Genomic DNA, 14,485 nt, shown 5'->3' with positions numbered 1-14,485 from the left:
CTTTCCCACCTCCCCGGGGCCGCACTTCTCCAGGGATGACATCCAGATGCTTGCGGCTCAACTCTCGGCCGCCAATTCGCACTAGGCGATTTTGATCGGCGGATCGGAAACGTATTTCACCTCGCGGAAACGCTTGGAGGCATGAACAAGAATTTGCGTCTCGGGCGTAAAATCGCTGAGCAAAATCCACGTCCCTGCCGGCACGTGAACACCCACCGCGTTTGCGGAAAGCGGATGCACTTCGCTAGTTTCACTAGTTGCGGCCGTAAGCGTGCCGGTTCCACGCAAAACGACGAGAAACAGATCGCACGACACCGAATGCGACGCTCGCGTCGCGCCCTCGGGAACGTCGGAGATGATGAATGTCCGAACGGGGATGAAAGGCAGCGCCTCTTCAAATTCGCAAACGAGCAGGCGCCCGCGGCTGTCCGCGAATTCGGGAATTTTCACCAATTTTACGAGCGCCTCACCCATGTCACTCCCCGACGATGTGCCATCCGATCGAAGGGCTCGCATATCGCATAAGTCAGAGCTTGTGAATTACGAAAGGCGCAGAGGCACAAAGAATCGCGATACCGACAACAGCAATCACGCATGCGGAAATTTTCCCGACAAATAAGGGAAATTTTCCATTCAGCGCGGTGTTCAAACGTTGCTGACGATCTCTAGCAAAAGCTCCAGCATCGGATATGACTTGCTCGGGGTGAACGGGAAAAGTGTCCAGTAAGAAGCAAGCGCTTCGCGAGTCGAACATCCATTGATGCGGGCTCCGAACATCTACGCCGCATCGATTAGGCCGTCTCGCACTTGATAATTCGGGGAGCAGATGAAGATCATTCCGCAAGCTGCGCCGGGACTGCGCGTCACACGACATCGCGCCGCCGTGGATTCGACGATTAAGAGAGTGCTGGACAATGGCACTTTTATCCTCGGCCCCGAGGTGAAGGCGTTCGAAACGGAATTCGTTCAGTATCTCGGCACCGAAAATTGCGTCGGAGTGAGTTCCGGCACGGACGCCCTAGTTCTGGCGCTTGAGGCGCTCGGTGTCGGCGTCGGCGATGACGTGCTCGTTCCGGCAATGACGGCACCGGCAACGGCCGCCGCCGTTTTGCGTCTCGGCGCCCGGCCTAGGTTTGTCGATGTCGAACCGACTTCACGCGCGATAAATCCCGATCTTGTAGCCCGCGCCGTTACGCCCGCTACGAAGGCGATCATCGTCGTACACCTTCACGGCATGCCCGCGCCGGTTGAGGAAATCGCTGGCTTATCTAAATCCCTCGGCCTTCCTCTGATCGAGGATTGCGCGCAGGCCCACGGCACAATGGTCAACGGCAAGAAGGCCGGAACCATCGGCGACGTCGCCGCCTTCAGTTTCTATCCGACAAAAAATCTCGGGTGTCTTGGAGACGGCGGCTGCGTCGTCACGAAATCCGCTGAACGCGCAGCACGCCTTCGTCGTCTCCGAAATTATGGCTTCGACGAAAAAGGCTATTGCATCGAAGCTGGAATGAATTATCGCCTCGACGAAGCGCAAGCAGCGGTCCTTCGCCTCTTTCTCGGATTTCTCGATGCGGATAATCGCACGCGTCAAGACTTTGCCGCCTTCTATGATACGCTCTTTCTCGAACTTCCGTCGATGCCGCGGAGATCGCTTCCACATCGAACCGACGGAAACGTCTATCATCAATATGCCATCTGCACGCCCGACAGAGATCGCCTTGCAAAAGCACTCCAGCACAATGGCGTCGGAACTCTCGTGCATTATGCAATCCCGCTCCATAAGCACCCGGCATTCGCAAGGGCCTCCGGACAAGGCGAGCAGTCGTTTCCAGTTGCCGAATATCTCGCCGCTTCGCTGCTGAGCCTGCCCATCCAGCCGGAGTTGAAGGTGTATCAGGATGAAATCGGCCAGGCGCTCCGAGCTGCCTTCGCCTTCCAATCGTAAGCGGCATCATGAACGATATCATTCTCTTCGCCGTTGGCTCTGCATTGACAGTCGAATTCGAAGAGTCATGCGATGCGGCAGGCGCGACGATCGAAGCTTGGGTTTCCAACTGGGAGGGTGTGAATTTCAGCACGCGCCCGGACCGCGTTGTTCAAAAATCTGAATTGAGCGACGCACAGAAAGCTTCGGCGCAATTCCTGTGTCCGCTCTTCCGACCTGCCAATCGCAAATTGGCTGTCGAGGAAGCTCTCGCCGCCGGGCTGTTGCCGTCGGCCGCCCTGATTGATCCGCGCGGTGGCGTGGTCTCGCGCTCGACGACGTTCGGCCAAGGAAGTTACGTCAACGCTGGTGTGATTATCGGTGCCGCAGGAACGATCGGGGATTGGGTCGTCATCAATCGGTCGGCGAGCATTGGCCATCACGCCCGCATCGAAAACTTTGTTTCGATCGGGCCTGGCGCGATAACGGCCGGTGAAGTGCGAATTGGCGAAGGCGCGATGCTGGGAGCAGGCTGCATCGTCGTTCCGCAAGTTCGCATCGGGGCGAAGGCCATTGTCGGCGCCGGCTCCGTCGTGACGAAAGATGTCCCCGACGGCGTTCTCGTCTTTGGCAACCCGGCCAAGATCGTCCGCCGTCTGAATGACAATTAGAACGGGAAGGCGGCCGCCAATGAGTGTTCACCTCTACACGATCTCCTGGAACGAAGCCGACATCATCCCGTTCTTTTTTCGGCATTACGATCCATTCGTTGACCGTTACGTAATTTATGACGATGGCTCCGACGACGGCACGCTCGATCTTCTCGCCCACAACCCGAAAGTTGAAATCAGGCAGTTTGACCGGGTCAATCGAGATTCGTTCGTGCTGTCGCACCAGCTTCTACAGAACGAAGTGTGGAAGGAAAGCCGCGGCAACGCCGATTGGGTCATCATCACCGCTATCGACGAGCACCTCACGCTCCGCCGTTGCGCCATGGGCGATTATCTCGCCGAATGCAAAGCTGCCGACATTACCCTCATTCCGGCGATCGGATATCAAATGGTCAGCGACGAATTTCCCGCCGCCGATGAACTGTTGTGCGAAACCCAAGTCATGGGCGCGCCGAGTCACTACATGAACAAGCTCAGCATCTTCAATCCGGACGCCATCTCGAATGCCGGATTTGCCGTCGGCCGCCATCAGGCGAAACCGGAAGGATGCCTTCGCTATCCGAGCCGGGACGAACTGCTGCTCCTCCATTACAAGAAACTCAACTTCGAGCGAACGATGGAGCGTCAGATGGAACTCGCGGCTCGGCTCGGAAAAATCGATAACGTGAACGGCTGGGGCGCCCACTACAGCTGGGAAAGTGAAAAACTGAAGCAAGCCTGGACGGATACGCAGGCAAACGCCGTCAACACTTTCGCGCCGGGGTTTGATTGCAATCTTGCTTGCGAACCGCCGTTCTGGTGGCGGGACAAGCCCGAGGCGCAGAAACCCGAGCCGGCGCAGGCGAGCGGTGTCGGAAAATGGCTTAAAAGACTGACGGGATGAATGCGAGCGGGCTGGAAGCCGCGCTGGTATTTTCGCATACCAAGCAGCTTGCTCGCGTTGAATCGATAGAAGGAGCGCACCCTGTCGTCAAAAGTCTCAGTCGCGATCAAGTCTTACAATCATGCGCCCTATGTTCGGCAATGTCTCGAAAGCGTCCTTGCCCAGACGTATGACAACTTGGAGATCATTGTAACCGACGATGCCTCGACTGACGGCACCGCCGAAATTATCCGTGGTATTTCGGATCACCGGATCGATTTCAAGGCGCTTGAAGTCAACACGGGCATCTCGAATGCGATGAATGCGACGCTGGCGCGCGCAACAGGCGACTACGTCGCGATTTTAAATTCCGATGATTTGGCGTTTCCGGATCGCGTTGAAAAACAGATCCGCTTCCTCGACGCCCATCCCGAGATCGATGCCCTCTTCGGAATTCCGAAGATGATTGCCGAGAACGGCGAGCCGACCAACGAGCCATGGCAATTCTCGCGACCCGGTGAATTCACCAACGCGGCGTGGCTGCGATTTTTCTTCCAACACGGAAACTGCCTTTGCGCCCCAACCGCGATGATCCGGCGGTCGGCATATGTCCGCGCCGGCCTGTACGATCCCCGCCTCACCAACCTGCAGGATTTCGATATGTGGGTCAGGATGCTGGTCGGCGGATCAAACCTTTGGTTATCCTCCGACGAAGTTACGGCGTTTCGCGTTCGCGACGGTGCGCGCAATGCCAGCGCCTTCCGACGCGACAGCCAGTTGCGCGTTCGCTATGAATACAGTCGAATTTTGAGATGGTATCGCACGTTGAGCGATGAAACGCTAAAGCGCGTTTTTTCGGACGATCTGAAGAGCGGCGCGGTGAGAACTGAAAATAAGCCGAAGGACGTCTGGCTGAGCGAGATTGCGCTGACAGTCGATTTGCCGCCCCATCGGCTCTTCGCCCTCGACACGCTTTTCGACACCGCTGAAAGCTTGGACGATTACAAGCGCCTCTCTGATGTTATGGGGCGCACCGACGTCTTTGGATTTTGGACTGAGAAAGAACTTCACGACGTTATCGCTCAAAAGAACGAGAAGATCGCTCGTCTACGCTCCCCGATATCCAAGGCGCTGCGCTCGTTCCGGAAAAAAATCAGGGGCTGACTTTTTCAGTCGGCGCGGGAGGCGTCACGGCTTCGCGATGTGGCCAGCCGAGCACGGTCTCGTAAAAGCGGCGATAATCGGTTGCGAGGTCTTTCATATCATAATTCAGTCCTAACGTACGTGCCGCCGCAGCATAACGTTGCCTCAGATCCGGATCGAGCATCCGCTCCATCGCCCCGCGCAGGCCGCGAATAAACAACTCCGTGTCATCCTCGAAATCGATCAGCAGGCCGGCGGGCGCTTGCCCCGGCGGTTGAATGAGATTTTCGACTTCGCCGATCTTCGTCGCAATGACCGGCGTTCCGGCTTGTAAAGCTTGGATGATGCAGAGTGGAAAAGATTCTCCGGCGAAGCGCGTCGGAACGATGGCGCAATCGCTCATCGCATAAAGGCCATTGATGCGATCCTGAAATCCCAGGAATGAAATATCGGGATCGCTACCGTGCTCCGGTTCGAGCCGCTCCATTTCTTCGCCCGAGCCGCAGAGAAGCAAATGCATTTTCGTGTCCGGATTGGAAACGCGAAGCTGCTTGAACGCGGCGATGGCTTCCGGCCAGCCCTTATCCGCAACGGCTCTCGATACCAGTGTGAAAATCACCGCCTCTTCGGCAATTTCCATGTCTTGTCGTGATCGCGTGTAGGGGCGCAGATCCAAAGGCATTGCATTTCGGAATTTGGATGCAGCCGCAACGACGCCATCGTCAGATTGCAGCGGTGCCAGGTTCTTGTCGGCGACGTAAATGAAATGGTCGACCTTGCTGGCATAGAACTTCAGCTCCTCATCGCTGAGACCCGAAGCTTCGTACGAGCCGTGCAGCGTCACGACATACGGGACGCCGGGATCGAATTGCCGATCTTGAAAGAAGAACGCTTCCGCGACGACGACATGCGAATGAATGAGTGAAATTCCCGCGTCCCGCAGGAAACGCTTAACTCCATACCTTTGCACCCACGCCGTATCGTAGACGGGGATGCCGGGGTTCAGCATGTTTCTCACCCCGGGCACCTCGCCTTGGTTTTCCAGAGCCATCATGGAAACAGATACGCCCTGCGCGTGGAGTGCGTTGGCGAGATGGATCGGAAAGATTTCGCCTCCACCTGTTTGGAAGCCGAGAAACGCCATCAAGACATGTGGCCATTCGCGGCGCTGTTTGAGAAGGAGAGATTCGTCGACGAGACTTTGCGGCAGTCGCGCTCCGTTATTGAAGTGTGCGTGATGAGCGGCAATTTTGCCGTAGAACGTCTCGACGGTCTTATCCGGTATGTCCCACTTTCTGCGGAGATGCTGCATCAAGCGCTGATGCTCGCGATAGAATGCCGGACGCGTGAAGGAAGACACCGACGTGTTTTGCCCATGTTGGCGAAAATAGGAGACAGCGGCAGGATCGAATACAATCTGTCCACCGCCTGCGATCTGCGCATACAAATACCAATCACCGACGACGGAAAAGGACTGCGCCTCGCGCCAGACATCGTCGGGTAATTCTTGGCGGCGAAACAGGCATCCTCCCACGTTGGCGATGACGTTGTTCACGCCGAAGCCATTGCAAAACCACTCGCTCGCAGGCCGCTTGGCGATTTTCTTCCAGATCTTGGGTTCCGCACCCTCACGATAGGCGTCGAGCCCCTTCGTCTGCAGGCCCTCGCGATCGCAATACTGAATTCGCCCGAAGGCAAGCGTCACGCTCGGATCAGAAAAATGCCGGACGAGGTGGCGCAGAAATGCGAGATCGGCGTAGTCGTCACTTTCGCAGATCCAAATCAGGTCGCCGGTCGCATTTTCCAGGCCTTTGCGCCACTGCTTGAAAGCATTTCCTGAGTTCGTCTCGTTGAAGATCACACGGATCTGCGGATGAGCACGTGCGAGCCTTTCGATGACGCTCCGGCTCTCGTCCGCAGAGCAATCATCAAGCAGGATGACTTCGATGTTGTCGTACGTCTGCGCGAGGATCGTCTCCAGGCGTTTGTCGAGAAAGGCCGCATGGTTGAAGTTTGGAACGATGGCTGAAACTTTCGGCCGGTACTCTGGGTCGAAAACCCCAGCGTCACCGTGAAGGCGTCGAAAGCTCCGCTGCTTTTTGGCGTTGAAGGGGTGACGCCAAAACGCCTTCCAGGCCGGACTGGAGAAATCCATTATGCTTCCCGTACGATATCGAACGCCAATCTATCCGGCTCGCCAGCGATTCATAGACGTTGCGGAAGCCTGAAAGCCGAGGCAAGAAAAATTCCCGAGGGGGCGGCGGTCGCCGTCTATCATCCGCCCGCCATTGCGTTTAAAGAACCGTCATCGCCCAGGGAATGAAAATTCGGAGTGAAATGAGCTGGCCTGGTCTGAGTTTTCGTCGGGCCGCGGATTTCGCGGATTCTGCCCTTTGGAGATTTCAGGCCCGACGCCGGGTCGCAAAATTCCTGGCCTTTCTTTGCTCTCCCTTCGATAGCCGCAAGCGAAAGCGGCTTCGATATCAAATGATCGAGGCGATAGAACTTCACCTGACCGGCCGGCTTGGCTCCGATACCGGTGCCTTTAATCCGCTCACAGCAGCGCCCGACGGGCGGGGTCCGAGCGTTTCGGCGATCATTCCGAACTACAATCACGCCCGGTTCCTTGACCAACGGATTCAGTCGATACTGCAGCAGCGCCTGCCGGTGAATGAACTGATCATCCTCGACGATGCATCGACGGACGACAGTCTTCAAGTTATCGAGCGCGCGATCGCCGGTGCGCACGTTCCTTGCCGCATCATTCGCAATTCTAAGAATTCGGGCAGCATTTTCGCGCAATGGCAAAAAGGCTTGGCCGCGGCGTCCGGCGATATCGTTTGGATCTGCGAAAGCGACGACGATTGCGAAGAGGGCTTCCTGGCGACGCTTGTGCCTTATTTCGTAGATCCCGGCGTCATGCTCGCATTCGGCGACATAAACTTCATCGACGAGCACGGCAAGGAGAGAAAGGACGTCAACGACTACCGGCTTTATTCAGGCTTCTTTGATCGTCCTCACATCGCCAGCGCTCATGCGTGGTTCAACGGTCCCCTTGGCACACGATGCATCATCACCAACGTCGGCGGATGTCTCTTTCGCCGTCAAAGCCTAAGCGATGACATTCGCTCGGAGCTTGTCACCTACCGAACATGCGGTGATTGGTTCCTCTACAGTCGGCTGGCGCGCGGAGGTAAAATCGCGTTCGACCCGAAGGCCAAGGCGTCATTCCGCGTTCACGGCAGCAATTCATCGCTGTCGAGCTTCAAGGTCGACGGGTATTATCGCGAATGCCTTCGCGTATTGCAGGCGTTCCGGCGACATTATGGAATCGATCGACCAACCGTTCAAACGGCGCTGCAAAACACCTACAATCAGTGCGTCGAACATTTAGGCCGCGATGCCGCTCGGAAGCTCGTCGATGATCAGGCTTTTCGCGCCACGATGGCTGTCCCGCGGACGACCCAGCACATCGTCCTGTCTGTAAACGCCGGCGGCGACGTCGGCGAGATTTGCCGCCGTAGTATCGACCTCGCCAAGCATGGCAACGACGTCTCGCTGGTCGTGCCCCACCAAGCGGTGGCGCACGAACTTCGCGTCGCCCTGCCGGGAGAAATTGCAATATTTATCGAGGGCGACACCGCCGACCGCGGCGCAGGTTTCGCACAGGACGTTGGGGCGACAACTCAGCTTGCTTTGAATTAGGAAGGTTCGTCCGGAAAGGGCGTGGCAAAAACCAACGTTGAGGAACCGCGAATAAAAATAAGGAGGCGACCTCTGGGAAAGCCGCCTCCGTAATGCCATCGAGGACGGGAAAAGTCTCGATTGGCTGAAGTGAAGAGGCACCGCCGAGGACAGCGATGCCTTGGGAGAACCTCAGAACTTTACCTTCACGCCTCCGTAGGCAGCGAACGGTATTGCCGGGGTAATCGTGCGGGCATTGTTCGGATCATACACGAGTCCCTTGAGAGACGGATCCGGTCCGCCGCTTCCGCCTGCTCCGGGACCGGCCTCTTGAGCTAGCCCCGTGTTGAAGTACGTGCCATAGATCCCGTACTGCTGGTCGAACAGGTTATCGATCAAACCGTAGATCTGGATGTGATCGGTAACGTCGTAGGACGTGTGCAGATTGACCTTGGTGTACCCGCCGAGCGGCTTATCGACGTTGGAATCGTCACCGTAGAAGAACTGGCTGCTTGCTGCGATGAGATCGGCACCGAACGTCCACTTCGGCGTGATCTTATAGTCGAAGCCGGCTTTGAAGCGATGCTGAGGAACGCCCGGGATGCGGTCGCCCGGCTTGATCTTCATGCACATATCATCGTCGTCGTCCCCGCCGTCATCGTCGTCATCGCCGCCGATGCCGAAGGAGGAGCAGGGCGTCGTGATCTTGGGATTGTTCTCGGACGGGATGATGTTCGTCGACTGATACGTAGCGTCGATGAACGCATAGCTACCATAAAGGAACCAACGCTCGTTCCGGTAGGAAGCATTGAGCTCAACGCCCTGACGCTGCGTCAAGCCGGCGTTGGCGAAATAGCCGCGCCCTTGCTGCTGGTCGGCGATCTGAATGATGTCATCCGAGTTCAGAGCACGGAACCATGCCAGACCCCAGTCGAAGCGCTCTTTGCCGCTCCACGAGATATCCGATCCCCGGAAACCCAGTTCCCACGTTCGCGTCACGACCTGCTTGAGCGGCGGATCGGACGCAAGCGCGCTTTCGATGATGCAAGGATTTTCAGGATCGGAGCAGGCGATTTCCGATGCCGTTGGGGCCCGATTGGCTTCGGAATATCCGCCATAGAACGAAACGTCCGGCGTGATCTTGTAAGTGAAGCCGGCAGATGGATTAAAGCGGTTGTATGTGTTGACGCCGTTGAGGGCGTCAAGCGATGGTTCGCCCGTATTCTCGATCTGTATGCGCGCATAGTTGAAACGACCGCCCGCGGTGATTGTCAGCCGATCGGTTACGTCAAAGGCGTCCAGGAAATAGATGCCGAAGTAATCGTTGAGCGTCGTGAGCGATCTGGGCGTGACCTCGGATGCATCGAGATCACCGAGCGAGGGATCGCCCGATAAAATCGGACCGGTTCCCGCCACGACGTATTTCGGCAGGAAAGTACCGAGTTGGCTCGACGCCGTATAGGCGACGTGGCCATGATCGTAGCTCGAGCCGACGATGAATTGGTTCCGGTGCCCGAACAGGTCGGATTTGTTGGCTGCCTGAAGCGAAACGCCAAAGCTGTCGGCGTTCTGCCCGGTTCTGTCGATCGAGCCAAGCACTCCATAAGCCCCGAGATTATTGATCCCGTTCAGCTCTCCGTTCGGGCCAAGACCGTAAATGGGCGCGCCATCTTCGGTGCAAAGAGACGTGCCAAATGAATTCGGCGTGGCGCAATCGTCGAATTCCGAGATGTTCCCGTCGATGTGGCTCTGTTTGAAGTGGCGGTAATAGGTCACGCCCGACACGGCCGTTTCCGGGGTGACTTGGACCACACCGTTCAACGAGTACATTTGCATGTCGTTGTCGGTCACCTGCGGAGAGGTGAAGGTTCGCGATCTTCCCGCAAAATCCAGCAGCTCTTCGGGGACAGCCGCTGTGACGCCGACTTGGCCCGAGGCGATCGTGCTGTTGAAGTGGAATTCGGCCCCATCGCCCCTGACGCCGAGGTCGAGATAACCGCGCCGCTCGGTTGCCGAGGAGAAATCTCGGAAGCCGTCATCGTCGATCGCCTCGAAGGCGCCATAGGCCGCCCAGTTTCCACTCTGCACGCCTGCTTCAGTCGAAACCTGCTTGCGCCCGAACGACCCGAACCGCGTATCGATGTCGGCGCCATGAAAGTTGAAGCCGTCTTTCATCGTTATGTTGACGGAACCGCCGATGGCATTGAGGCCAAAGATCGGGTTGCTGCTCATGACGGTCATATCGGCGATCGCGTTCTGCGGGATAAAGTCCCAATTGACCGTGTCGCCGAACGCCTCGTTGATGCGCACGCCGTTCTGATAGACGGCGAGACCCTGCGGAAGCCCGTTGACCGGAGAGGCCTCGAAGCCGCGATACTGGATGCCGGTCTGGAAGGAGTTACCCTGCAGGTCGTCGACCACCACGCCCGGAATGCGGTTGTTCAGCACGTCCTGTGGAATGACGGAATGATCGCGGGCAATATCCGACGATGTGATCGTATTCACCGTGTAGGGGATCTTGCCGACTGGCATTTCGCTGCCCGGCAGCGGCGAAAGCTTCGCATCGGGTGGAGGAGGCGCCACCGGGAAATTGACGACCGGCGCTTGCGAGGCCGCTTCAACGCTCGGCGCAGTGGGCGGAGGCGATGTTCCTTGCGCTTGCTGGCTCACTGGCTTTTTGGCCTTCTGAGCCGCCTTCTTCGGCTGCTGGGCCGGCTTTTTGGGTTCCTGAATCACCTGCACTTCGGGAAGTGCCTGGCCCGGCTGGGCTCCGCCGGCATTCGGTGCCGGTTGAGGCGTGCTGGTGCCGCCGGCATCCTGGCCAATCGCACTATGTGTCGAAATGCACGCAAGCGTTGCCGCCGCGATACACAATTTTAGTGGCTTCATCCTCTGACCCCCCACGTAAATCCCCTGCATTCCGAGTTTCGATCGTTCAGTTGACTCCCCTCCGTCGGAGTGATCGATCGAAAAGCGGCGCGAGATCAGAAAGTTGGCCGTCTTGTTGCGCCTTTTGCCTGACTCGCACAGTTAGGGTCGGCAATTGTCGGCGCAGGACGAAATTCCAAAGAATGCGATAAATCCGGGAATTATTCTCGAAAGCGGACTTTCGACAGCAGCCCTGTAGCGGGCGGGGATGGAAAATCGTGAAGCCGCGTCGCTCAAGCCTCGATCGGCAGGGCAACTGACAGGCAGGTTCCGTCGACCGCCGTCGAATCGATTGCAAAGCTGCCGGACAAAGCTGCAATCCGTTCGCGCATGGCCTTCAGCCCGAAGCCGTCCGTTGTATTGGCGAAACCTCTCCCGTTGTCGCGAATGATAATTTTTGTGTTCCCGCGTCGCGAAACATCCGCCGAGGCGTCGTGCGAAAGCATGCGGGATACCGACACATCGATCTGCGATGCGCCCGAATGACGGAAAGCATTCGTCAGCCCTTCCTGCACAACGCGATAGATCGTCAGCTTTTGCGTTTCATCCAGACTGTCGATATCGCCATCGATCGATAGGCTGACGTCGACGTCGCGTTTGTTTCTGCGCCACATCTCTGCCATCGCGCGCAGCGCGCCGCTCAGCCCGAGTTCGGCAAGACCGGCGGGCGTCAGCCGTTCGAGCACGCGGCGGTTGGTTTGCTGAAGCAGATCGAGATGGGCCAGCACTTGGTCGTTAAGCGTGCGAGCGCGCGTTCTGTCGATTTCCGCTTTATCGAACTCTCGTCCGAGCAGAGAAGCGTCCGTGCGCATCCGGAAGAGATATGGCCCAAGCTCGTCGTGAAGTTCGCGAGCAAGGTCACGCCGCTCCTCGTCCTGGATCATGATCATATTGGCAGTAAGCCGCTGGTTGTCCTGCTGCGCCTTCTGAAGAGCAGCCGCAAGCACGTTAAGGCTTCCGCAGATCGACTTGATCTCTGGGGGACCGACCTCGTGCACTCTGAGATTGAATTCTCCGCTCGACATGCGGCGCATGGCGTCGCGCAGGGCGTGAACGGGTTTGAGCGATCGATTTATGATGAACCAGGTCAGGCAGAGCATGATCGCGGAGATGATCGTGCCCCACTCGAAAATTCGGAAAATTGCCTCCAGAAGCTCTTCGAATTCGTCCCCCGGTCTCGGCGTTATGATAATCGTATCGATGATTTGCCCACGAACTTCGACCGGGATTTTCAATGGCTTGATCGGAAGTCCTTTCCATCCCGAGAACCATGTCTGCTCGATTTTGTTTTCATATCCGTCGCTATCAGTCTGCTTCTGCGAAGCGAGAGAGACGGCCGCGTGCCGGAGATTTTTCAATTCACCGACCAGCCGGACAAGACCTTGCTTGGGATCGCTCGACTCGCGAAGCGGCGCCAGCGACGACCGGATGAGCGTTTCGGTCAGAAGCATGGTGCTTGCATTCTCGACGTCCATGCGCGGCTTGGCGTCGATGAGAATGAACGCGATCATGCAGATTAAGCCGAGTGCGGACAAAACGGCGATCGCGAGATTGAGGCGCAGTTGAAGCGACATGATACCTTGTCCGGCTGTTCGGGAAGAATTCCTAAAAGATCGGGATTGATAATCGAAGCCCGAGCGTTAGAACGAAAGAATATTTGCAGGCTAAGGTGAGCGCGGACTGACGTGAAGCTTCTCGTAGTCGAGGATCATCCCATTGTCATCTCAGGTTGCCGGGCTCTGTTTTCGGACGATGACGACGTTACGATGATCGAGGTGCGGACCGCCTCCGCTGCCCGCGACGCGATGCGAGAGCACACTCCCGATGTCACCGTCGTCGATATCAATCTGCCGGACGGTTCTGGCCTCGAACTGACACGCGAATTCGTCAACCAGTATCCGGAAGCGCGCATCGTCGTCTTCTCGATGAGCGATACGCCGATGATCGCCGTGCAGGCGATCGAATGCGGCGCCAAAAGCTACGTGAGCAAAAACGGCAATCCCTTTGACCTGCGCGACGCCGTTTTTGCCGTCGATCGCGGCGAGCCTTGGATATCGGATGATCTGATCCAGGAAATTGCGCTTCTGCGCGCCAAGGCGCCGGGCACTTCGGCGTTGCTCAGTGATCGTGAGCATCTCGTTCTGCGCATGCTCACGAGGGGACGCAGCATGGCCGAGATCGCCAACGAAATTTCCGTGTCCTACAAGACCATCGCCAGCGATTGCGCCACTCTCCGCACCAAGCTGAACGCCCGCACCTCGTCTGAAATGATCCGGATCGCGGTCGAATTGAAATTGGTCTGACCACGGCGAGCCGCCTAGGGCGAAAGATCACGCGCGATCCGGAACCCCAGCGTTTGATTGCGGAAGAACGGCCAATTTCTCAGCCTCATCGCCGCGCGCATCTGCCGAGGTTCGTAGAAGCACGAGCCGCCGCGGAAAATACGCAACCCTTCGATGGCGCCGGGCTTGCCGCAGCTTTTTGATTGCCGCGCGGATCCGTCTTTTGGGCCGGTTTCGTAATCGTCGCAGTAATAGTCTTCGACCCACTCCCAGACATTGCCGTGGACGTTGAAAAGTCCGAAGCCGTTGGGCTTGAAGCTGTCGACCGGATAGGCGCCGACGCCGTCGCGATCGCTGCCGCAGCCGCGGCAACAGGCCATGGTCTCACCGTTCTCTTTGGGCTCGTTCCCCCACCAGAAGGGCGTTTTACTTCCAGCGCGCGCTGCGTATTCCCATTCGGCTTCCGATGGCAACCGATAGTGATGTCCCGTTTTCTTCGATAGCCATTCCGCATAGGTGTTAGCGTCGTCCCAGCTGACGCCGACGATCGGCTGATTATCGCCCTTTATGTATTGGGTCATGCTTTTGTAAGTGACACCGCCGCCCGTATAGATGTTGTGCTCGCTACCCGGCTCGAGCCACTCAGGCGGGCTGCAGGCTTTGGCATCGACGCACGCCATGTATTCAGCAGTCCGAACCTCATATTTGCCGATTGCAAACGATCCGATGGAAACAGGATGAAGCTTTTCAGACGGCAGCCGTTCGGGCTCGTCGTCGGGAGAGCCTATTTCGAAGCCCTGCGGCGATGCCGGGATGACCACCATTTCGGGACAATGTTCGGTCGGGCAATCGTTGATCGTTTTGGCAGCAGATGAAGCATCGGCCGCGAAACTCGCTCGATGAGGCGTTGCGCTCATTGCAATGAGCGCCATGAAAAGCAGCCCGAGTCGCGACCAGGCGGCCGCCATGGAGACGTTATCGTTCATTCGCG

At 57.4% G+C, this 14,485-nt stretch carries 11 protein-coding genes; 6 read left to right on the top strand and 5 right to left on the bottom strand.

The window, feature by feature from the left end; translation table 11 throughout:
* Window positions 1-81 precede the first annotated feature (81 nt).
* Window positions 82-474 carry a sugar 3,4-ketoisomerase gene (locus tag QM780_RS10810; RefSeq protein WP_415070484.1) on the bottom strand — a complete coding sequence of 131 codons (393 nt, stop codon included), beginning with the start codon at window positions 472-474 and terminating at the stop codon, window positions 82-84.
* A gap of 352 nt (window positions 475-826) precedes the next feature.
* Here QM780_RS10810 and QM780_RS10805 point away from each other — a divergent pair, with 352 nt between their 5' ends.
* The 4 genes from QM780_RS10805 (at window position 827) to QM780_RS10790 (ending at window position 4,621) form a co-directional block, all read left to right on the top strand.
* The gene (locus tag QM780_RS10805) at window positions 827-1,945 is read left to right on the top strand and encodes a DegT/DnrJ/EryC1/StrS family aminotransferase (RefSeq protein ID WP_415070483.1); all 1,119 of its coding nucleotides are present in this window, start codon (window positions 827-829) and stop codon (window positions 1,943-1,945) included.
* 8 nt (window positions 1,946-1,953) lie between these two features.
* The gene (locus tag QM780_RS10800) at window positions 1,954-2,595 is read left to right on the top strand and encodes an acetyltransferase (protein ID WP_415070482.1); all 642 of its coding nucleotides are present in this window, start codon (window positions 1,954-1,956) and stop codon (window positions 2,593-2,595) included.
* 19 nt (window positions 2,596-2,614) lie between these two features.
* On the top strand, window positions 2,615-3,478 hold the full coding sequence (locus QM780_RS10795) for a glycosyltransferase family 2 protein (RefSeq protein WP_415070481.1): 864 nt from the start codon (window positions 2,615-2,617) through the stop codon (window positions 3,476-3,478).
* 81 nt (window positions 3,479-3,559) lie between these two features.
* Window positions 3,560-4,621: a glycosyltransferase gene (locus QM780_RS10790; protein WP_415072013.1), complete on the top strand. Its 1,062-nt coding sequence runs from the start codon at window positions 3,560-3,562 to the stop codon at window positions 4,619-4,621.
* Here QM780_RS10790 and QM780_RS10785 read toward each other — a convergent pair.
* Complete coding sequence (locus QM780_RS10785; protein ID WP_415070480.1) at window positions 4,611-6,755, bottom strand: glycosyltransferase; 2,145 nt, start codon at window positions 6,753-6,755, stop codon at window positions 4,611-4,613. The two genes, QM780_RS10790 and QM780_RS10785, sit on opposite strands and share 11 nt — an antisense overlap.
* A gap of 332 nt (window positions 6,756-7,087) precedes the next feature.
* On the opposite strand from QM780_RS10785, the gene QM780_RS10780 reads away from it, so the two are divergent.
* Entirely contained in the window at window positions 7,088-8,305 is a 1,218-nt protein-coding gene (locus QM780_RS10780) for a glycosyltransferase family 2 protein (protein ID WP_415070479.1), read from the top strand.
* A 171-nt stretch (window positions 8,306-8,476) separates the two neighbouring features.
* Here the strand turns inward: QM780_RS10780 and QM780_RS10775 are convergent, their stop codons facing one another.
* Entirely contained in the window at window positions 8,477-11,173 is a 2,697-nt protein-coding gene (locus QM780_RS10775) for a TonB-dependent receptor domain-containing protein (RefSeq protein WP_415070478.1), read from the bottom strand.
* 272 nt (window positions 11,174-11,445) lie between these two features.
* The gene (locus tag QM780_RS10770; protein ID WP_415070477.1) at window positions 11,446-12,786 is read right to left on the bottom strand and encodes a HAMP domain-containing protein; all 1,341 of its coding nucleotides are present in this window, start codon (window positions 12,784-12,786) and stop codon (window positions 11,446-11,448) included.
* Between the two features lie 111 nt (window positions 12,787-12,897).
* Between QM780_RS10770 and QM780_RS10765 the strand changes: the two genes are divergently transcribed.
* Window positions 12,898-13,515, top strand: a complete 618-nt coding sequence (locus QM780_RS10765; RefSeq protein ID WP_415070476.1) for a response regulator — start codon at window positions 12,898-12,900, stop codon at window positions 13,513-13,515.
* Between the two features lie 14 nt (window positions 13,516-13,529).
* On the opposite strand, the gene QM780_RS10760 is transcribed toward QM780_RS10765, so the two are convergent.
* Entirely contained in the window at window positions 13,530-14,480 is a 951-nt protein-coding gene (locus tag QM780_RS10760) for a formylglycine-generating enzyme family protein (RefSeq protein WP_415070475.1), read from the bottom strand.
* Between the last annotated feature and the right edge of the window lie 5 nt (window positions 14,481-14,485).

Source organism: Hyphomicrobium sp., assembly GCF_047600905.1.
Classification (GTDB): domain Bacteria; phylum Pseudomonadota; class Alphaproteobacteria; order Rhizobiales; family Hyphomicrobiaceae; genus Hyphomicrobium_B.
The sequence above is the reverse complement of the archived record's forward strand: the minus strand, read 5'-3'. Positions and strand labels throughout refer to the sequence as shown.